Raw genomic sequence first — 21283 nt, 5'->3', positions numbered from 1 at the left:
TCCCGTAAGCCGATTTCAGGCAGGAACCCCATGATGGACGCCTTCGAACTTCCCCGCACCCTGGTCGAGTCCCTTCAACGTCGCGCCGCCCAGGCCCCGGACCAGGTCGCCCTGCGCTTCCTCGCCGAGTCGGCCGAGCACAACGTGGTACTCAGTTACCGTGACCTGGACCAACGCGCCCGCACCATCGCCGCCGCCCTCCAGGCCAATGCGGCACAGGGCGACCGTGCGGTGCTGCTGTTCCCCAGTGGCCCGGACTACGTCGCGGCGTTCTTCGGCTGCCTGTACGCCGGGGTGATCGCGGTGCCGGCCTACCCGCCGGAGTCCACCCGCCGTCATCACCAGGAGCGTTTGCTGTCGATTATCGGTGACGCCGAACCGCGTCTGCTGCTGACCATCGCCAGCCTGGCCGAGGGCCTCGCGCAGATCGAAAACGCGCCGCCGGTGCTGAGTGTCGACACCCTCGACGCACAGATCGCCAGCGCCTGGAGCACCCCCGACCTGCAACCCGACGACATCGCCTTCCTGCAATACACCTCAGGCTCCACCGCGTTGCCCAAGGGCGTGCAAGTCAGCCACGGCAACCTGGTGGCCAACGAAGTGCTGATCCGACGCGGCTTTGGCATCGACCTGAACCCTGACGACGTGATCGTCAGCTGGCTGCCGCTGTACCACGACATGGGCCTGATCGGCGGCCTGCTGCAACCGATTTTCAGCGGCGTGCCGTGCGTGTTGATGTCGCCGGCCTATTTCCTCGGCCGGCCATTGCGCTGGCTCGAAGCGATCAGCGAATACCGCGGCACCATCAGCGGCGGGCCGGATTTCGCCTACCGCCTGTGCAGCGAGCGGGTCAGTGAGTCGGCCCTGGAGCGCCTGGACTTGAGCAACTGGCGCGTGGCCTATTCCGGCTCCGAGCCCATCCGCCTCGACACCCTCGAGCGCTTCGCCGAGAAGTTCGCCGCCTGCGGGTTTACCTCGGATAGTTTCTTCGCCTCCTACGGCCTGGCCGAAGCCACCCTGTTCGTCGCCGGCGGCCGGCGTGGCCATGGCATCCCGGCGCTGCGCGTCGACGAGCAGGCCCTGGCCGCCAACCGCGCCGAGCCGGGGCAGGGCAGTGCGATCATGAGTTGCGGCACCTCCCAGCCGGAACACGCGGTGCTGATCGCCGACCCGCACACACTGAGCGAGCTGGCCGACAACTGCGTCGGCGAACTCTGGGCCAGCGGTCCGAGCATCGCCCACGGCTACTGGCGCAACCCAGAGGCCAGCGCCAAGACCTTCGTGCAGCATGCCGGCCGCACCTGGCTGCGCACCGGTGACCTGGGCTTTATCCGCGAGGGCGAGGTGTACATCACCGGTCGCCTGAAAGATCTGCTGATCGTGCGCGGCCATAACCTGTACCCCCAGGACATCGAACAGACCATCGAGCGCGAAATGGAAGTGGTGCGCAAGGGCCGGGTCGCGGCGTTTGCGGTGAATGACAAAGGCCTGGAAGGCATCGGCATCGCCGCGGAAATCAGCCGCAGCGTGCAGAAGATCCTGTCGCCTGAAGCGCTGATCAAAGCCATCCGCCAAGCCGTGGCCGAGGCCTATCAAGAGGCGCCGTGCGTGGTGGTGTTGCTCAACCCCGGCGGCCTGCCCAAGACCTCCAGCGGCAAGGTGCAGCGTGCGGCGTGCGCGCTTCGGCAGGCCGACGGCAGTCTCGACTGCTACGCACAGTTCCCCGATCTGCACGCCCAGGCGAGCGCTGTTGCGCTGGAATCCGAACTGCAAAGCCGGATCGCCGCGATCTGGTGCGAGCAGTTGCAGGTCGCCACGGTGGCGGCCGACGACCACTTCTTCCTGCTCGGCGGCAACTCCATCACCGCCACCCAAGTGGTCGCGCGCCTGCGGGAAACCCTCGGCCTGGAGTTGAACCTGCGCCTGCTGTTCGAGGCGCCGACGTTGTCCGGGTTCGCCGCCGGCGTGGCGCAACTGCAACAGGACGGCGGCATTGCCCAAGGTGCGATCCGCCCGTTGTCGCGCCAGGACGAACTGCCCCAATCCCTGGCCCAGAACCGCCTGTGGATCACCTGGCAACTGGACCCGCAAAGCAGCGCCTACACCATCCCCGGCGCCCTGCGTCTGCGTGGCGAGCTGGATGAAGACGCGCTGCGCTCAAGCTTCCAGTACCTGATCCAGCGCCACGAAGCCTTGCGCACCCGCTTCTATGAGCGCGATGGCCAGGGCTTCCAGCGTGTGGACGCCAATAGCGATTTTGACCTGCAGGTTATCGATCTCAGCGACTTGCCCGTCGCCGAGCGTGAGGCTCGCGCGCAACAGATCCGTGAGGACGAAGCCCGAACCCTGTTCGACCTGGAACAAGGCCCGCTGCTGTGGGTGACCCTGGTGCGCCTGGACGAGGACGATCACCAGTTGCTGGTGACCCTGCACCACATCATCGCCGATGGCTGGTCGTTGAATATCCTCATCGACGAGTTCTCGCGCCTGTACGCCGCCGCAAGCCAGGGCCAGGCCCTGGCGTTGCCGCCACTGGCCTTGCAGTACGCCGACTACGGCAGCTGGCAGCGCCAATGGCTGGCCGACGGTGAAGGCCAGCGCCAACTGGCGTACTGGAAAGCGCAACTGGGGGACGAGCACCCGACCCTGAGCCTGGCCACCGACCACCCGCGTGCGGCCCAGCAACGCCACAGTGCGTCGCGCCATAGTGTGCGCCTGAGTGTCAGCCTCAGCGAGGCGATTCGCCAGACCGCCCAGGCCCACGAGTCCACGCCGTTCATGCTGTTGCTGGCGGCGTTCCAGACCTTGCTCTACCGCTACAGCGGCCAGCGCGATATCCGCATCGGCGTGCCCAACGCCAACCGCCCGCGCCAGGAAACCCAAGGCCTGATCGGCTTCTTTATCAACACCCTGGTGCTGCGTGCCGAGCTGGACGGGCGCCTGCCTTTCAATGAGCTGCTGGCCGCCACCCGCCAGACGGCACTGGGCGCCCAGGCCCATCAGGACCTGCCCTTCGAGCAACTGCTGGAAGCCTTCCCGCAAGCCCGCGAACAAGGCCTGTTCCAGGTCATGTTCAACCACCAGCAACGCGACCTCAGCGCCTTGCGCCGCCTGCCGGGCATGCTCGCCGATGAGCTGCCCTGGCACAGCCGCGAAGCCAAGTTCGACCTGCAGCTGCACAGCGAAGAAGACCGCAACGGGCGCCTGAGCCTGTCCTTCGACTACGCCGACGAACTGTTCGACAGCGCGACCATCCAGCGCCTGGCCGCGCACTTCATCCACCTGCTGCAGGCCGTGTGCGAACAACCGCAACAGGCCATCGGTGACCTCCAGCTGATGCCGCAGGACGAACAGCAAGCGTGGAGCCAGGCGCCGTGCGCACCGGCTCAACAATGGCTGCCCGAACTGCTCAATCAACACACCTCGGACAACACCGCGCTGGTCTGGCAGGACGGCAGCCTGACCTTCGCCCAACTGCACACCCAGGCCAACCGCCTGGCCCATTACCTGCGCGACAAAGGCGTCGGCCCGGACGTGTGCGTAGCCATCGCCGCCGAGCGTTCGCCGCAGTTGCTGGTGGGCCTGCTGGCGATCATCAAGGCCGGTGGCGCCTATGTGCCGCTGGACCCGGATTACCCCGCCGAGCGCCTGGCCTACATGCTCAAGGACAGCGGCGTGCACCTGCTGTTGACCCAGACCGCATTGTTGGACCGTGTGCCGAGTGCCGAAGGCGTGTGCGTGATTGCCATGGACAGCCTGCACCTCGACAGCTGGCCGACCCAACCGCCCGGCCTGCACCTCGATGGCGACAACCTCGCCTATGTGATCTACACCTCCGGCTCCACCGGGCAGCCCAAGGGCGTGGGCAATACCCATGCGGCCCTGGCCGAGCGCTTGCAGTGGATGCAGGTCACCTATCAACTCAATGACAGCGACGTGCTGATGCAAAAGGCACCGATCAGTTTCGACGTGTCGGTGTGGGAATGCTTCTGGCCGCTGATCACCGGCTGCCGCCTGGTGCTGGCCGGCCCTGGCGAGCACCGCGATCCGCACCGCATCGCGCAGTTGGTGCAGGCGCACGGCGTGACCACGCTGCACTTCGTGCCGCCGCTGTTGCAGCTGTTTATCGACGAACCGCTGGTGCCCGAGTGCACCAGCCTGCGTCGCCTGTTCTCCGGTGGCGAAGCCTTGCCCGCCGAGTTGCGCAATCGCGTATTGGCGCAGTTGCCGGCGGTGCAATTGCACAACCGTTATGGCCCGACCGAGACGGCGATCAACGTCACCCACTGGCATTGCACTGCTGACGATGGCGAGCGTTCGCCGATTGGCCGACCACTGGGCAATGTGATCTGCCGCGTGCTGGACGAGCAGCTCAACCCCTTGCCGGCCGGTGTGCCGGGTGAACTGTGCATCGGCGGTATCGGCCTGGCCCGTGGCTACCTTGGGCGTGCCGGCTTGACCGCCGAGCGCTTTGTCGCCGACCCGCTGGGCGAGGCGGGCGCACGCCTGTATCGCAGCGGTGACCGTGCACGCTGGAGTGCGGATGGCGTGCTCGAATACCTCGGCCGTCTCGACCAGCAGGTCAAGCTGCGCGGCTTCCGGGTGGAACCGGAAGAAATCGAAGCGCGCCTGCTGGCCCTGGACGGCATCGCCCAGGCCGTGGTGCTGGTGCGCGATGCGCAGTTGATCGGTTACTACACCGCCCATGTCGCCTTGGACGAACAGGACGTCAAAGCCGCCCTGGCCGCCGAGCTGCCGGAGTACATGGTGCCCGCGCAACTGATGCGCCTGGACGCGATGCCCTTGAGCCCCAGCGGCAAGCTCGACCGTCGGGCATTGCCGGCGCCGGTGTGGCAAACCCGCGAACACATCGAGCCCGAAACACCGTTGCAGCAGCAGATTGCAGCGATCTGGCGCGAAGTGCTCGGCTTGGCAACAATCGGCCTGCGCGATGACTTTTTCGTCCTCGGCGGTCACTCGCTGCTGGCCACACAAATCATCTCCCGCACCCGCCAGGCGTGCGACGTCGAGTTGCCGTTGCGCACCTTGTTCGAGGCCAGCGAGCTGGGGGCTTATGCCGAGCAAGTCGGCCTGATCCAGGCCAGCGGCCAACGCAACCAGCAAACCGCAATCGCCACCGTCGACCGCAGCCTGCCGGTGCCGTTATCGTATTCCCAGCAGCGCATGTGGTTCCTCTGGCAGATGGAACCGGACAGCCCGGCCTACAACGTCGGCGGCATGGCACGCCTGCGTGGCGTGCTGGATGTGGGGCGTTTCGAGGCGGCGTTGCAGGCCTTGGTCATGCGCCACGAAACCCTGCGCACTACATTCCCGAGCGTCGACGGCGTGGCCTATCAAAAGGTGTCGGCGCAGACCGGCCTGCGCATGGACTGGCAGGATATGTCGGCGTTGAACGAAGGCGAGCGCGAGCAGCGTTTGCAGCGACTGGCCGACCACGAGGCGCACACCCCGTTCAACCTGGAAACCGGGCCACTGCTGCGCGCGTGCCTGGTCAAGGCCGGTGAGCGGGAGCACTACCTGGTGCTGACCCTGCACCATATCGTCACCGAAGGCTGGGCCATGGACATCTTTGCCCGTGAACTCAGCGCGCTGTACGAAGCCTTTATCGATGAGCGCCTGTCGCCGCTGGCACCGTTGCCGGTGCAGTACCTGGACTACAGCGTGTGGCAACGTCAGTGGCTGGAGTCTGGCGAGCGCCAACGCCAACTGGACTACTGGACCGCGCAACTGGGCAACGAACATCCACTGCTCGAATTGCCCGGTGACCGCCCACGACCACCGGTGCAAAGTCACCGGGGCGAGTTGTACCGCTTCGACCTCAGCGACGATCTGGCCGCCCGTGTGCGTGCCTTCAACGCCGAACGTGGCTTGACCCTGTTCATGACCATGACCGCCACCCTGGCCGTGTTGCTCTATCGCTACAGCGGCCAGACCGACCTGCGTATCGGCGCGCCGGTGGCCAACCGCATTCGCCCGGAAAGCGAAGGGCTGATCGGCGCGTTCCTCAACACCCAGGTGCTGCGTTGCCAGCTCACGGGGCAGATGAGTGTCGCCGAGCTGTTCGAGCAGGTCCGTCACACCGTGATCGAAGGCCAGTCCCATCAGGACCTGCCGTTCGACCACCTGGTGGAAGCCCTGCAACCGCCGCGCAGCGCGGCGTACAACCCGTTGTTCCAGGTGATGTGCAACGTGCAGCGCTGGGAATTCCAGCAGAGCCGCCAACTGGCCGGCATGACCGTCGAATACCTGGCCAACGATGCCCGCGCGACCAAGTTCGACCTCAACCTGGAAGTCACCGACCTCGACCACCGCCTGGGTTGCTGCCTGACCTACAGCACCGATTTGTTCGATGAACCGCGCATCGCGCGCATGGCCGAGCATTGGCGCAACCTGCTCGAAGCGTTGATCGCCAACCCGCAACAACGCCTCAGCGAACTGCCGTTGCTGAGCGCCACCGAGCAACGCGCGTTGCAGGACAGCCTGGGCGTGGAGGCGGGCGAGCATCGCCTCGACCAGTGCCTCCAGCAACTGTTCAGCTGGCAGGCGCTCAAGCGTGGCGATGCCCCGGCGCTGACCTTTGCCGGTGTGACCCTCACCTACGCTGAACTCGACGCCCGCGCCAACCGCCTGGCGTGGATGCTGCGCGAGCGCGGCGTTGGCCCGCAGGTGCGGGTCGGCCTGGCGCTGCCGCGCTCGCTGGAAATGGTCATCGGCCTGCTGGCGATCCTCAAGGCGGGTGGCGCCTATGTGCCGCTGGACCCGGAATACCCGCTGGACCGCCTGCATTACATGATCGAAGACAGCGGCATCGGCCTGTTGCTCAGCGATGCGGCGATGTTCGACGCCCTCGGCGAGTTGCCGGCGAGCGTGGCCTGCTGGTGCCTGGAAGATGACTTGCCGGTGCTGGCCAATTACCCGGCCGGCGAGCTGCCGTTTATCAGTTTGCCGCAACATCAGGCCTACCTGATCTACACCTCCGGCTCCACCGGTAAACCCAAGGGCGTGGTGGTGTCCCACGGTGAAATCGCCATGCATTGCCAGGCCGTGATCGAGCGCTTCGGCATGCGCCCGGACGATTGCGAACTGCATTTCTATTCGATCAACTTCGACGCCGCCACCGAGCGTCTGCTGGTGCCGCTGCTCAGCGGTGCCCAGGTGGTCCTGCGCGCCCAGGGCCAGTGGGATGCCGAGGAAATCTGCGGGCTGATCCGTACCCATCGCATCAACATCCTCGGTTTTACCCCGAGCTACGGCAGCCAGTTGGCGCAGTGGCTGGCAACCCAGCACCAGACCTTGCCGGTGCGCATGTGTATTACCGGCGGCGAAGCGCTGACCGGCGAACACCTGCAGCGTATCCGTGCGGCGTTCCAGCCCGAGGTGTTTTTCAATGCCTATGGGCCCACCGAAACCGTGGTGATGCCCCTGGCCAGCCTGGCGCCGCAGCAGTTGGAAGAGGGCGCCGCCAGCGTGGCGATCGGCAGCATCATCGGCGACCGCGTGGCCTATATTCTCGACGCCGACCTGGCCTTGGTGCCGCAAGGCGCGACCGGCGAGTTGTATGTCGGCGGCGCCGGTTTGGCCCAGGGTTACCACGAACGTCCGGGGATGACGGCCGAACGGTTTGTCGCCGACCCGTTTGCCCGCCAGGGCGGTCGCCTGTATCGCACCGGCGACCTGGTGCGCCAGCGCGCCGATGGCCTGGTGGAGTACCTGGGGCGTATCGACCACCAGGTGAAGATTCGCGGTTTCCGGATCGAACTGGGCGAGATCGAAACCCGCCTGCTGGAACATGCTGCCGTGCGCGAAGCGGTGGTGCTGGCGCTGGATTCGCCGAGTGGCAGGCAACTGGTGGCGTACCTGGTCAGCGACGCCGACCACGGCACCTTGCGTGAGGCGCTCAAGGCCCATCTCAAGGCGCAACTGCCGGACTACATGGTACCCGCGCACCTGATCGTACTCGACAGCATGCCGCTGACCGCCAACGGCAAGCTCGACCGCCGCGCCCTGCCGCAACCCGATCCCGAGGCCAATCGGCAACAGTACGTGGCGCCGCGCAACGAGCTGGAAAGCACCTTGGCGGCGATCTGGTGCGCGGTGTTGAACGTGCAGCAGGTCGGCCTCGACGATAACTTCTTTGAACTGGGCGGCGATTCGATCCTGTCGATCCAGGTGGTCAGCCGTGCGCGGCAGGCGGGGATTCACTTCAGCCCCCGCGACCTGTTCCAGCACCAGACCGTGCAAACCCTGGCCGGGGTGGCCACGCGCTCCGAGCAGGTCAGCGCCGAGCAAGGCGTGCTTACCGGCGCTTCGGGCCTTACACCGATCCAGCACTGGTTCTTCGACACCGATATTCCCGCGCGCCAGCACTGGAATCAGGCGCTGGTGCTCAAGCCGCTGCAACTGCTCGAGCCTCATCGCCTGGAGCAAGCGCTGCTGGCGGTACTCGAGCACCACGACGCCCTGCGCCTGAGCTTTACCCGGCGCGATGCGCAATGGCATGCCGAACACCTGGCCGTGCCCAAAGGCGGCGTGCTGATGCAGGCGCAAGTGCGCGACATGCAACAGTGCACCGCGCTGTTCACCGACACCCAGCGCAGCCTCGACCTGGAGCACGGCCCGCTGGTGCGCGCCTTGCTGGTGGATGGCCCCCAAGGCCAGCAACGCTTGCTGATCGCGATCCATCACCTGGTGGTGGACGGTGTGTCGTGGCGCGTGTTGCTCGAAGACCTGCAAAACGTTTACCGCCAGCTCAGCGACGGCCAGTCCGTCAGCCTGCCGGCCAAGACCAGCGCCCTGCGCGATTGGGCCGCGCGCTTGCAGGCGTACGCCGGCAGCGAATCCCTGCGTGAAGAGTTGAGCCTGTGGCAGGACCGGTTGGCCGGCCCTGACGCGGCATTGCCCGTGGCCCACCCGCACGGTTCGCGGCGCAACCGCGATGCCGACACCGTCAGCGTGCGCCTGGATGCCGAACACACGCGCCAGTTGCTGCAACAGGCGCCGAGCGCCTACCGCACCCAGGTCAACGACCTGCTGCTGACCGCCCTGGCCCGTGTGCTGTGCCGCTGGAGCGGGCACGGGTCGGCGCTGATCCAGCTCGAAGGCCATGGCCGCGAAAGCCTGTTCGACGACATCGACCTGACCCGCAGCGTCGGCTGGTTCACCAGCGCTTACCCGCTGCGCCTGACCCCGCAAACCGGGCAGGGCGACTCGATCAAGGCGATCAAGGAACAGCTGCGTGCGGTGCCCCATAAAGGTTTGGGCTATGGCGTGCTGCGTTACCTCGCCGATGACCTGTGCAAACAGAGTATGGCCGCCTTGCCGAGTGCGCAGATCACCTTTAACTACCTCGGCCAGTTCGACCAGAGCTTCGGCGCCGATGCACTGTTCCACCCACTGGACGAATCGGCGGGCCTGGCCCATGACCCGGATGCGCCGCTGCCCAACGAACTGAGTGTGGACAGCCAGGTGTACGGCGGCGAACTGGTGCTGCGCTGGACCTTCAGCCGCGAACGCCACGACCCACAGACCATCCAGGACCTGGCACAGGCCTACCTGGCCGAACTGCAAGCGTTGGTCGCCCATTGCCTGGAGGACAACGCCGGCGGCCTCACGCCGTCCGACTTCCCCCAGGCGCACTTGAGCCAGTCGCAACTCGACAGCTTGCCGGTACCGGCCAGCGCCATCGAAGACGTGTACCCGCTGACCCCGATGCAAGAGGGCCTGCTGCTGCACACCCTGCTCGAGCCGGGCACCGGCCTCTACTACATGCAGGACCGCTACCGCATCAACAGCGCTCTGGACCCCGAGCGTTTCGCCCAGGCCTGGCAAGCGGTGATCGCCCGCCACGAAGCCTTGCGCGCCTCGTTCTGCTGGAACGTCGGCGAAGACATGCTGCAAGTGATCCACAAGCCCGGCAGCACGCCGATCGAGTACCTGGATTGGAGTGCCGACCAGGAAAGTGAACAGGAACCGCGCCTGCAAGCGCTGCTCAAGGCCGAGCGCGAAGCCGGTTTCGATCTGCTCAACCAGGCGCCGTTCCACCTGCGCCTGATCCGCGTCGGTGAAGCGCGCTACTGGTTCATGATGAGCAACCACCACATCCTGATCGATGCCTGGTGCCGTTCGCTGCTGATGAATGACTTCTTCGATATCTACATGGCCCTCGGCGAAGGCCGCGAGGCGCAGTTGGCCACGCCGCCGCGCTACCGCGACTACATCGCCTGGCTGCAACGCCAGAACCTGGCCGAAGCACGCCAGTGGTGGCAGCAGAACCTGCAAGGGTTCGAGCGCACCACGCCGATCCCCAGCGACCGGCCGTTCCTGCGCGAACATGCCGGCCACAGTGGCGGCATGGTGGTGGGTGACTGCTACACCCGCCTCGACGCCCGTGACGGTGCGCAACTGCGCGAACTGGCCCAGGCCCATCAACTTACCGTCAACACCTTTGCCCAGGCGGCCTGGGCCTTGGTGCTGCGACGCTTGAGCGGCGAGCGTGACGTGCTGTTCGGCGTCACCGTGGCCGGGCGCCCGGTGGAAATGCCCGAGATGCAACGCACCGTCGGCCTGTTTATCAACAGCATCGCGCTGCGGGTGAAGCTGCCCGAAGACGACCAGCGTTGCAGCGTACGCCAGTGGTTGAACGCGTTGCTCGACAGCAATATGCAACTGCGCGAGTACGAATACCTGCCGCTGGTGACGATCCAGGAACACAGCGAACTGCCCAAGGGCCAGCCGCTGTTCGACAGCCTGTTCGTGTTCGAAAACGCCCCGGTGGAAGTCTCGGTGCTGGACCGCGCCCACAGCCTGAATGCCACCTCGGACTCCGGCCGCACCCACACCAATTTCCCGCTGACCGCCGTGTGCTACCCGGGGGATGACCTCGGCCTGCACCTGTCCTACGACCAGCGTTACTTCGACGAAACCACCGTGCAAGGCATGCTCGGTGAATTCAAGCGCCTGCTGCTGGCGCTGGTGCAGGGCTTCCATGGCGACATGGCCGACCTGCCACTGATGGGCGAACAGGAACGCGCGTTCCTGTTGGACGGCTGCAACCAGAGCGAACACGCCTACCCGCTGGAACGCAGCTATGTCGAGTTGTTAGAAGCCCAGGTGAGCGCGCATCCGCAGCGCATCGCCGCCCGTTGCCTGGACCGGCAATGGACCTATGACGAGCTGAACCGGCGCAGTAACGGCCTGGGTCATGCATTGATTGCGGCGGGCGTCGGCCTGGACCAACCGGTGGCGTTGCTGGCCGAGCGCAGCCTTGACCTGCTGGGCATGATCATCGGCAGCTTCAAGGCCGGTGCCGGTTACCTGCCGTTGGACCCGGGCCTGCCGAGCCAGCGCCTGAGCCGCATCATCGACCTGAGTCGCACACCGTTGCTGGTCTGCACCGAAGCGTGCCGCGAGCAGGCCATCGAGCTGCTGGACGGCGTCGATTGCCAGTTGCTGGTCTGGGAAGACGTGCCTGCCCGTGGGGAAAATCCGGGCATCTACAGCGGCCCGGACAACCTTGCCTACGTGATCTACACCTCGGGCTCCACCGGCCTGCCCAAAGGCGTGATGGTCGAACAGCGCGGCATGCTCAATAACCAATTGAGCAAGGTGCCGTATATGGACCTGACGCCAGCGGATGTGATCGCCCAGACCGCCTCGCAAAGCTTCGATATTTCCGTGTGGCAATTCCTCGCCGCGCCGCTGTTCGGCGCACGGGTGGATATCGTGCCGAACAGCATCGCCCACGATCCGCAGGGCTTGCTGGCCCATGTGCAAGCACATGGCATCACTGTATTGGAAAGCGTGCCGTCGCTGATCCAGGGCATGCTTGCCCAGGATCGCGTCAGCCTGGACGGTTTGCGCTGGATGCTGCCGACCGGTGAAGCGATGCCGCCGGAGCTGGCGCACCAGTGGTTGTTGCGTTACCCGGACATCGGCCTGGTCAACGCCTACGGCCCGGCGGAATGTTCGGACGATGTGGCGTTCTTCCGCGTCGACCTGGCGTCCACCCGTGGCACTTACCTGCCGATTGGTACGCCGACGGACAATAACCGTTTGTACGTGGTGGATGGTGCGCTGGAATTGGTGCCCCAGGGGGCGGTCGGTGAGCTGTGCGTGGCCGGCACCGGGGTGGGCCGCGGATATGTCAGCGATCCGCTGCGCACCGCCCAGGTGTTTGTGCCGAACCCTTTCGGCGCACCGGGCGAGCGCCTGTACCGCACCGGCGACCTGGCACGGCGGCGCAGCGATGGTGTGCTGGAGTACGTCGGGCGTATCGACCATCAGGTGAAGATTCGCGGCTACCGCATCGAGCTGGGTGAAATCGAAGCGCGCCTGCACGAACAACCGCTAGTGCGCGACGCGGCAGTGGGCGTGCAGGAAGGCGTCAACGGCAAGCATCTGGTGGGTTACCTGGTGGCCGTCGATGAAAGGCTGAGTCCGGGCGAACGCCTGGACCGCATCAAGCAACGCCTGCGCGCCGAACTGCCGGAGTACATGGTGCCGCTGCACTGGCTCTGGCTCGAGCGCCTGCCGCTCAACGCCAACGGCAAACTCGACCGCAAGGCCCTGCCGGAACTGGAGATCGGCCAGTTGCACAGCCAGGACTACCTGGCGCCACGCAACGAACTGGAAAACACCTTGGCCGCGATCTGGGCCGAGGTGCTGAAAGTCGACAGGGTCGGCGTGCAGGACAACTTCTTCGAACTGGGCGGCCACTCGTTGCTGGCCACGCAGATTGCCTCGCGCGTGCAGAAGACCCTGCAGCGGGATGTGCCGCTGCGGGCGATGTTCGAATGCAGTACGGTGGCGGAGTTGGCCGAGTACATCGAGGGGCTGGCGGCCAATGAGATCAGTGCAGAGAAGGTGGATCGGTTGAGTGATTTGATGGCGGAGTTGGAGGGGCTCTGATCTTCGCTGTCTGTCAGGACGCCATCGGGGCTTGCCCCCGATGGCGTCAGACCAGGCGCCGCTTACTTCGGCCCCATAATCTTCGCCAACTTCTCCGGCGACGGCGCCCCTTGCTGTTGCTGCAAGCCACCCTTGTCATCCAGGTAGAAAATCGCCGGCGTCGCCGACAGTTCCAGCTCATCCATCAACTTCATATTGGCATCGAGCTTGGCTTCGATATCCGCCGGGATCTTGGCCAGCGCCTGCAATTTGCTGCCCTTGCCGGCGGCTTCATGTTCTTCCAGGGCCTTTTGCGGGTCCTTGGCGGCGAACAGGGCGGCCGACTTGGCGGCGCTGTCTTCGCGGATGATGCCGACCATGATGTGGCGCAACTGCACCTTGCCGGCTTTTACCCATGGCCGCGCCTGTTCCCAGAACATGTTGCAGTACGGGCAGTTGGGGTCGCTGAACAGGTAGACGATGCGCGGGGCGTTTTTGTCGCCGTCCTGGATCCAGCTGCTTTTTTCCATTTTGGCCCAGACTTCCTTGGCCATCGGCGCGTACACCAGTTTTTCGAGGGGCGCGCTGCTCAGGTCATTGCCCTGGGCGTCGTACAGGTTGCCGGCGATCACGCTCTTGCCGTCGGCGGTCAGGTACAGCGCCATGCCGCGGTTCTGGTATTGCGCGGCGTAGCCGGTGAGGCCGCTGGGGGCGTCGAACTTGCCGAGGATTTTGGCGCCTTTGGCTTCGATCTGTTTGATCGGTGCCGGCCAGTCTTCGGCCTGGGCCAGGGTAGCCGCCAGTGTCAGCGGCAGCAGGGTCAGCAGGTGGCGGAGGCGAGGCATGTCGGTTTCCTTGTGGCGGCAGGGGCGGTGTCGAAGGGTTCCATGGCACGGGCCAGGCTGGCCTGGGACAACTCGCCCAGGTGGCTGTTGATCAGGCGCCCGTCGGCTTGGTAGAACAGCGTGGTGGGCAGGGCCATGGAGCCCACGGCCTGGCCGAGGCGGCCGCTGGCATCGAACAACACGTTGTCCAGGTTCAGGCCCTGGGTGGCTAGGTAGGTGCTGACGCTTTGCATGCTTTCGGCCTGGTTGACGAACAGGAAGGTCACGTCGGGGCGCATGCGCTGGGCGCTTTCCAGCACCGGCATTTCACGGCGGCACGGCGGGCACCAGGTGGCCCACAGGTTGATCACCAGCGGACCGCCCTGGTAATCCGCCAGTTGCACGACCTCGCCATTGGCGTTGCGCAAGGTGATGTCCGGCAGGCGTGTGCCTTTTTCATACACGCTCAAGGACAGGCTGGTCATGCCCCAGAACACCAGCCCGGTGATGACCCCGGCGCTCAGGGGCTTGCGCAGCGCCGGGCGACGCCAGCCATAGAGCAGTGCACCGAGGATCAGGGCGACGATACCGGGCCAGGCGAGAAAACCGCCGTCGCGCAGGTCGACCATCTGCAGCCAGTCGTTGCTGTAGTAACTCCAGTACATCAGCACGAAGCTGACGCGGGCCGCCAGCATGCCCAGCAGGAACAGGCTGAACAGCACCGATTCCGGATTTTCACCGCCACGCTTGGCCACGCGCCAACCCACCAGGGTGGCGAGAATCAACGCGCTGATCAGCAGGATGTGATTCAGGGCGATGGCGAAGGTGCCGATGGTCAGGGTCAGCATCAGAGGGCGTCCCGGGCGTGAGTCCAGCGTTGCAGGAAGGCGGCGGCATCCACTTCGCCGGTGATGCGCTGGGCGCGGCGTTCCTCACCGTCAGGGCCGATCCACACGAAGCTGGGCGGCCCCGGCACCTGGTAACGGCCCAGCAGTGCGCGGCTGGCGGCATTGTCGGCGGTGACGTCGAGGCGCAGCAGGCGGACATCCTTCAATGCATCGAGCACTTCGGGTTTGCCGAACACCTGTTTTTCCATGATCTTGCACGACACGCACCAGTCGGCGTAGTAGTCCACCAGCACCCATTGGCCCTGGGCCTTGGCGCTGTCGAGCTGGCTTTGCAGCACGGCGGGGTCATTGATGGTCATGAAGGCTTCGTGGGCGCTGGGTGCGGCAGTGCTTCGCGAGCCGCTGTAGACCTTCAACGGTTGCCACAGGTCATCGCTGCCACCCGCGGCACCCACCAGCAGCAGGCCGCCCCACACCCCCATGACCACGGAACCGGCGCCGAACAGCATGGCGACCCGCCCGAAATCCTGGGCCAGGCGCCAGCCGCAATAGGCCATGGACATGGCCAGCACGCCCCACAGGCCGAGCCACAGGCTTTCGTCGATCACCGGGCGAATCATCAGCACGGCGGTGGCCAGGAACAGGAAGCCGAAGATGCCCTTGAGCACATTCATCCAGGTGCCCGGCTTGGGCAGGAAACGGTTGCCCACGGTCACCAGCAGCAGCAGCGGCACGCCAATGCCGATGCCCATGGCGAACAGGATCAGGCCGCCGTGCAGGGCATTGCCGCTCTGGGCGATATACAGCAATGCACCGGCCAGGGGCGCGGTCATGCACGGCCCCACCAGCAGGCCGGACAGCGCGCCGAGCACTCCGGCGCCGACCAGGCTGCCGCCGCTCTGGTTGCGGCTGACGTTATCCAGGCGATCGCGCAAGGCCACGGGCAGTTGCAGTTCGAAGAAGCCGAACATCGGCAGGGCGAGGATCACGAACAAGGCGGCGAAGCTGCCGAGGATCCACGGGGTTTGCAACAGCGCCGCGAGGTTGGCGCCGAGCAGGGCGGCGAGTACGCCGAGCGCCGCGTACACCAGCGCCATGCACACCACGTAGCTGCCGGCCAGGGCAAAGCCGCGACGCGGGCTCGCGCCACTGCCCACCACCAGGCCGGCGAGGATCGGCAACATCGGCAACGAACACGGGGCAAACGCCAGCAGCAGCCCCAGGCCGAAGAACACCAGCAGGCTCCAGCCCAGGCTGCGTTGTTGCAGGCCGCTGGCCAGGCTCTGGTCCTGGGCTTCGGCGGTGGCCGCAACGGCGGGGTTGCCGCCCAGGTCCACGCTGATCGACTGCGGCGGATAGCACAGCCCTGCATCGGCGCAGCCCTGCCAGCCGAGCTTGACCTGGCCGGTGACACCGGCGGGAATCTTCACTTCCAGGCCCTGGCGATACACTTCCTGCTCGCCAAAGAACTCGTCGCTATGGGCTTCGCCTTGCGGCAGCACGGGCTTTTCGGCCAGGCCATCGAACTTCATGCGCTGCTTGTACAGGTAATAACCGTCGGCAATCTGCCAATACAGCTGGGTCTCGCCACTTTCAAGACGTTCGGAGGTAAAGGTGAAAGCCTTGCCCACCGGAAGGAAATCAGGTTTGGTCTCAAACGGATTGCCCGGCGCGGCCTGGGCCAGCCCCGCGAATAACACCAGCAGAAAGGTAAACAGATGCCGCATGGTCAAGCCTTAGTTCGATGCAAGTGAGGCACACAATGTGTGGCGTTGATTAACCGATGATTAACCGGGCGCTATTCTAAAGTGTAGGGATTATCTGAGCTTGCATCTTTTCACGGCATAATCTGCGCTTAATCCGCTGCACTTTTAATCCCCCCATCTTTCATGAAGGGTTCAGCATGCACGTACTGGTCTGTGAAGACGACGAACTGATCGCCAGCGGCATCGTGGCCGGCCTCGGTGCCCAGGGCTTTACAGTCGAGCGCGTGGCCACGGCCGCCGCTGCGCGCGCGATGCTCAAGGCGGCGACCTTCGACATCATGGTGCTCGACCTCGGCCTGCCCGACGAAGACGGCCTCAAGCTGCTGCAACAGCTGCGCAGCCAGGGCCTGGAGATTCCGGTGCTGATCCTCACCGCGCGGGATTCGGTGACCAACCGCGTCGACGGCCTGCAAGCCGGTGCCGATGACTACCTGCTCAAACCCTTCGACCTGCGCGAATTGGCCGCACGCCTGCAAACCCTGCTGCGCCGGATGGCGGGGCGCAGCGTCAACCTGATCGAGCACGGCCGGCTGACCTACGACCCGAGCAGCCGCGAAACCCTGTTGGGCGGCCAGCCCGTGGACCTGTCCCGACGTGAACAGGCGCTGTTGCAGGCCTTGCTGCACAACAAAGGCCGGGTGCTGTCCAGCGAGCAACTCAAGGACAGCGTCTACGGCTTCAACGATGAACTGGAAAGCAACGCCCTCAACGTGCATATCCATCACCTGCGACGCAAGTTGGGCAATGGCATCGTCGAGACCGTGCGCGGCCTGGGTTATCGCCTCGGCCCGGCAGATGATGGAGAGAACGCTTCGTGAAAAGCCTGCGCCTGCGCCTGACGTTCAAGCTCGGCGCCGCGTTTGTGCTGATCTGGGCCCTGGCGGCGGCCTGGATGCTCAACGACCTGCGCAACCAGATGATGTTCTCCCTCGACCAGCGCCTGGTGGCGTCGGCGCGCATGGTGGCGGGCCTGACCGAGCAGATGCCGGGCCTGGCCAGTGTCAGCGGCGGCGCGCATTTCAGCGCCGAGCAACTGAATGTGCCGGGGGGCATGGCGTGCCAGGTCAGCTCCTTGCGCGGGGAAATCCTCGCCCGCAGCCATACCACGCCGGATGAAGGCCTGGAGTCGCGCAAGAGCGGCTTTCGTGACCAGGTCATCGATGGCGTGGGCTGGCGCAGTTTTACCCTGTCCCGTGGCGACCTGTTGATCACTACCGCCGACCGCCAGGTGGAGCGCGAGGCGCTGAACCTGTCGATCCTGCTCGCCGCCTCGGTGCCGGTGGGCGTGGCGATGCTCGGTTGCCTGTGCCTGTTGTGGCTGGGCATCGGTCAGAGCCTGCTGCCGCTCAACCGCATGCGTGACGCGCTGATGCGCCGCAGTGCCGATTCCCTCGAACCGTTGCAGATCCACCCGCTGCCCAGCGAGCTCAAGCCGCTGCTCGACACCCAGAACCAACTGCTGCAACGCATCGCCAAGACCATCGAACGTGAACGCCGCCTCACCGGCGACGCCGCCCACGAGCTGCGCAGCCCGCTGACGGCGATCAAGACCCACCTGCAAGTGGCGCGCATGACCGAAGGCGCGGCCCGCGACCAGTCCCTGGCCCATGCCGAGGAGGGCGCCGACCGCTTGCATCGCACCCTGGAGCAGTTGCTGCTGTTGGCGCGGGTGGAAGGCAGCCTGTCATTCGACGATGGCGTGCAGTCCAGCGCCGAGGAAGTCGCACGGCTGGCGATCCAGGATGCGAATGCCGGCGATAATGGGCGTATCGACCTGAACCTGGCGGATAACCTCAGCGAAACCCCGGTGGACATGCCGGTGGGCCTGGCGGTCGCCGCCCTGCGCAACCTGCTGGACAACGCCCTGCGCCATACACCCGCAGACACACGGGTGGAGCTCAGCGTGTTCACCGCCGCCGACCACGTGATCTTCCGCGTGCGCGACCACGGCAAGCAGATCTCCCCCGAAGACCTGCAATACCTCACCCAACGCTTCTGGCGCAACGGCAACAGCGAGGGCTGTGGCCTGGGCCTGGCGATCGTGCAGGCGATCGTGCAGCGCTGTGCCTGCTCATTGACGTTCGACAGCCAGGCGGATGGCCTGCGTGTTGACCTGGGCATGCCGTTGCGGCGCTGACCGCGTTCTTTCACGTGCCAAATAGTTACCGCCCGCTTGAAGTGCAAGCCTTCAGGATGGCGGTAATTTTTTTGCGCTTGAACGGGCCGAAAGACTCGGCCTGTATTGAAAAGGACGGTTCTTATGTTGGTCATCGATACCAGTTTCCCCGCCAGGGATTTCAACGAGCGTCACGGCGAACCCGTGCGGCAGGTGATCCTGCATTACACCGCGGCGCCGTTCGCCTCCTCCTTGCGTACTCTGACCCGAAATGGGGTCAGCGCGCATTACCTGCTGCCGGATCCCCATGAGCCCGGCTACCGCGCCGCCGGGTATGACGAGTTGCGCGTGTTTCGCCTGGTGCACGAAAACCAGCGCGCCTGGCATGCCGGGGCGAGCCACTGGGGGGGCGCGATAACCTCAACAGTCGGGCGATCGGCATCGAAATCGTCAACCTGGCTCGGGATGACGGTGGCGTCTTCACCTTTCCCGCGTACGGCCAGGAGCAGGTGGCGGTGTTGATTGCATTGCTTCGCGACATCCTTGGGCGTTACCCGCAGATCGGACCGGCCGACATCCTCGGGCACTCGGACGTGGCGTACTGGCGCAAGAGCGATCCGGGACCGCGCCTGCCGTGGCGCGGTTTGTTCGAGGCGGGAGTCGGGGCATGGTTCGACGAGTCGACGCGGGCCATGTACCAGCGCCGGTTTTGTGTCGGGCTGCCGCCTGAAGTGGAGGTGGAGCGCGCATTTCAGCGCTATGGCTATAAGCCGGCGCAGAATCGCCAGGCGTTCGAGCAGCGCACCCGGGCGTTTCAGATGCACTTTCGGGCGCGGGATTATTGTGGTGTGTTGGATGCCGAGACCTGCGCGATCCTGTATGCCTTGAATGAAAAATACCGCGGACTTTGATCTCATCCATCAGTCAACCATCACTGCCCCCTAAATCCTTTTCTCGCTGGTGCGTTTCCAGAACAGGAAATCCGTGCGCATGCCCTTGGGCCAGATGCCAACGGATCGGCAGTTTGGTCACCATCATCCGCGTATTGAGGGATCGAGAGATGTCAGTCGCTACCAGCCGTATCGAAGATACCCAGGTGCATGAAACGCTTTATCAGTTCGACGAAAGCCCGCTGCTGGCCCGCCAGCGCCAGCAGGAATCCAACGCCCGCAGTTATCCACGGCGCATTCCCCTGGCGCTCAAGCGCGCCAAGGGGATCTACGTGGAAGACGTGGAGGGTCGCAGTTTCATCGATTGCCTGGCCGGCGCGGGCACCCTGGCGTTGGGGCACAACCACCCGGTGGTGATCCAGGCCATCCAGCAAGTGCTGAGCGACGAACTGCCGTTGCACACCCTGGACCTGACCACGCCGGTCAAGGACCAGTTCGTGCAGGACCTGTTCGGCCTGCTGCCGGCGGAGCTGGCGCGGGAAGCCAAGATCCAGTTCTGCGGCCCCACCGGTACCGATGCCGTGGAAGCGGCGTTGAAATTGGTACGCACTGCCACGGGGCGCAGCACGGTGCTGTCGTTCCAGGGCGGTTATCACGGCATGAGCCAGGGCGCGTTGAGCCTGATGGGCAGCCTGGGGCCGAAAAAACCCTTGGGTGCCTTGCTCGGTAATGGCGTGCAGTTTTTGCCATTCCCTTACGACTACCGTTGCCCGTTCGGTCTCGGCGGCGCAGAAGGCGTGCGGGTCAACCTGCATTACCTGGAAAACCTGCTCAACGACCCGGAAGCCGGGGTGTTGCTGCCGGCGGCGGTGATTGTCGAAGTGGTGCAGGGCGAGGGCGGGGTGATCCCGGCCGATCTCGACTGGCTGCGCGGCCTGCGGCGTATCACCGAACAGGCCGGCGTGGCGTTGATCGTCGATGAAATCCAGAGCGGTTTCGGCCGTACCGGCAAGATGTTTGCCTTCGAACACGCCGGCATCATCCCGGATGTGGTGGTGATGTCCAAGGCCATCGGCGGCAGCCTGCCGTTGGCGGTGGTGGTGTATCGCGACTGGCTAGACACCTGGCTGCCGGGTGCGCATGCCGGGACATTCCGTGGCAATCAAATGGCCATGGCGGCCGGTTCGGCGGTGATGCGCTACCTCAAGGAGCACGACCTGGCCGGCCATGCGACCGCCATGGGCGAGCGCCTCGGCGAACACCTGCGCATCCTGCAGCGTGACTACCCGCACCTGGGGGATATTCGCGGGCGTGGGCTGATGCTCGGCGTTGAACTGGTGGACCCGGACGGCGCCCTGGATATCCAGGGCCACCCGCCGGTGCATCGCCAACTGGCACCGCTGGTACAGCGTGAATGCCTCAAGCGCGGCCTGATCCTCGAGCTGGGCGGCCGGCATGGCAGCGTAGTGCGCTTCCTGCCGCCCCTGGTGATAACCGCCGCCGAGATCGACCGCGTGGCCGAGATCTTCGGGCGCGCCCTGGCGGCAGCCGTCGCCAGCCTCTAATTTTTTGGCGTGTTGGTACGTTTCTACAGATATCAGCGCTGCGCGTGGTGCGCAGCCAGCCTTTGAGCGATGGAGAACAGCAATGACCTCAGTATTTGACCGCGACGACATCCTGTTTCAGGTAGTGGTCAACCATGAAGAACAGTATTCCATCTGGCCCGACTACAAGGCCGTGCCGGAAGGCTGGCGTACCGTTGGCAAGAGCGGCCTGAAGAAAGAGTGCCTGGCCTACATCGAAGAAACCTGGACCGATATGCGTCCGTTGAGCCTGCGCCAGAAGATGGACGGTGCAACGCTGGCCTGACGCAAAACCTTCAGTAGGCCGGCCTGTTGTGGTGGGTGGGCCTGTTGTGGCAAGCGGGCTTTTT

Annotated in this window: 8 protein-coding genes and 1 pseudogene; 6 read left to right on the top strand and 3 right to left on the bottom strand. The window is 65.2% G+C overall.

What is annotated here, in order from left to right:
* Positions 1 to 30 precede the first annotated feature (30 nt).
* On the top strand, positions 31 to 12927 hold the full coding sequence (locus tag NIBR502773_RS06505) for a non-ribosomal peptide synthetase (RefSeq protein ID WP_141155679.1): 12897 nt from the start codon (positions 31 to 33) through the stop codon (positions 12925 to 12927).
* Between the two features lie 62 nt (positions 12928 to 12989).
* Here NIBR502773_RS06505 and dsbG read toward each other — a convergent pair whose 3' ends face one another.
* Genes dsbG through dsbD form a run of 3 tightly spaced genes read right to left on the bottom strand, consistent with a single transcriptional unit; the run spans position 12990 to position 16305 of the window.
* Positions 12990 to 13751, bottom strand: a complete 762-nt coding sequence (dsbG, locus tag NIBR502773_RS06500; RefSeq protein ID WP_065940531.1) for a thiol:disulfide interchange protein DsbG — start codon at positions 13749 to 13751, stop codon at positions 12990 to 12992.
* Positions 13727 to 14578, bottom strand: a complete 852-nt coding sequence (locus NIBR502773_RS06495) for a TlpA disulfide reductase family protein (protein ID WP_131700349.1) — start codon at positions 14576 to 14578, stop codon at positions 13727 to 13729. The genes dsbG and NIBR502773_RS06495 overlap by 25 nt, the downstream gene beginning before the upstream one ends.
* Positions 14578 to 16305, bottom strand: a complete 1728-nt coding sequence (dsbD, locus tag NIBR502773_RS06490; protein WP_141155678.1) for a protein-disulfide reductase DsbD — start codon at positions 16303 to 16305, stop codon at positions 14578 to 14580. Before dsbD ends, NIBR502773_RS06495 begins: the two co-directional genes overlap by 1 nt.
* A 176-nt stretch (positions 16306 to 16481) precedes the next feature.
* Between dsbD and NIBR502773_RS06485 the strand changes: the two genes are divergently transcribed.
* From NIBR502773_RS06485 to NIBR502773_RS06465, 5 genes and pseudogenes are all read left to right on the top strand, one after another.
* Entirely contained in the window at positions 16482 to 17162 is a 681-nt protein-coding gene (locus NIBR502773_RS06485) for a response regulator (RefSeq protein WP_065927228.1), read from the top strand.
* Complete coding sequence (locus NIBR502773_RS06480; protein ID WP_065940528.1) at positions 17159 to 18481, top strand: ATP-binding protein; 1323 nt, start codon at positions 17159 to 17161, stop codon at positions 18479 to 18481. The genes NIBR502773_RS06485 and NIBR502773_RS06480 overlap by 4 nt, the downstream gene beginning before the upstream one ends.
* 123 nt (positions 18482 to 18604) lie before the next feature.
* Positions 18605 to 19371 (top strand): annotated as a pseudogene (locus NIBR502773_RS06475) (N-acetylmuramoyl-L-alanine amidase).
* A gap of 149 nt (positions 19372 to 19520) precedes the next feature.
* Positions 19521 to 20915, top strand: coding sequence for an aspartate aminotransferase family protein (locus NIBR502773_RS06470; protein WP_141155677.1), 1395 nt, complete (start codon positions 19521 to 19523; stop codon positions 20913 to 20915).
* Positions 20916 to 20997: 82 nt separating this feature from the next.
* Entirely contained in the window at positions 20998 to 21219 is a 222-nt protein-coding gene (locus NIBR502773_RS06465) for an MbtH family protein (protein WP_027603905.1), read from the top strand.
* The last annotated feature ends 64 nt before the right edge of the window (positions 21220 to 21283 follow it).

The sequence above is a fragment of the Pseudomonas sp. NIBRBAC000502773 genome (assembly GCF_006517195.1).
GTDB classification, from domain to species: Bacteria; Pseudomonadota; Gammaproteobacteria; order Pseudomonadales; family Pseudomonadaceae; genus Aquipseudomonas; species Aquipseudomonas marginalis.
Note: the sequence above shows the minus strand (reverse complement) of the source record. Positions and strands in the feature narration are given on the sequence as shown.

Bases quoted from the DNA above. Each gene is read 5' to 3' on its own strand.
- NIBR502773_RS06465 (WP_027603905.1), top strand. From the start codon at position 20,998: ATGACCTCAGTATTTGACCGCGACGACATCCTGTTTCAGGTAGTGGTC.
- NIBR502773_RS06470 (WP_141155677.1), top strand. From the start codon at position 19,521: ATGTCAGTCGCTACCAGCCGTATCGAAGATACCCAGGTGCATGAAACG.
- NIBR502773_RS06485 (WP_065927228.1), top strand. From the start codon at position 16,482: ATGCACGTACTGGTCTGTGAAGACGACGAACTGATCGCCAGCGGCATC.
- NIBR502773_RS06495 (WP_131700349.1), bottom strand. From the start codon at position 14,578: ATGCTGACCCTGACCATCGGCACCTTCGCCATCGCCCTGAATCACATC.
- dsbD (WP_141155678.1), bottom strand. From the start codon at position 16,305: ATGCGGCATCTGTTTACCTTTCTGCTGGTGTTATTCGCGGGGCTGGCC.
- dsbG (WP_065940531.1), bottom strand. From the start codon at position 13,751: ATGCCTCGCCTCCGCCACCTGCTGACCCTGCTGCCGCTGACACTGGCG.
- NIBR502773_RS06505 (WP_141155679.1), top strand. From the start codon at position 31: ATGATGGACGCCTTCGAACTTCCCCGCACCCTGGTCGAGTCCCTTCAA.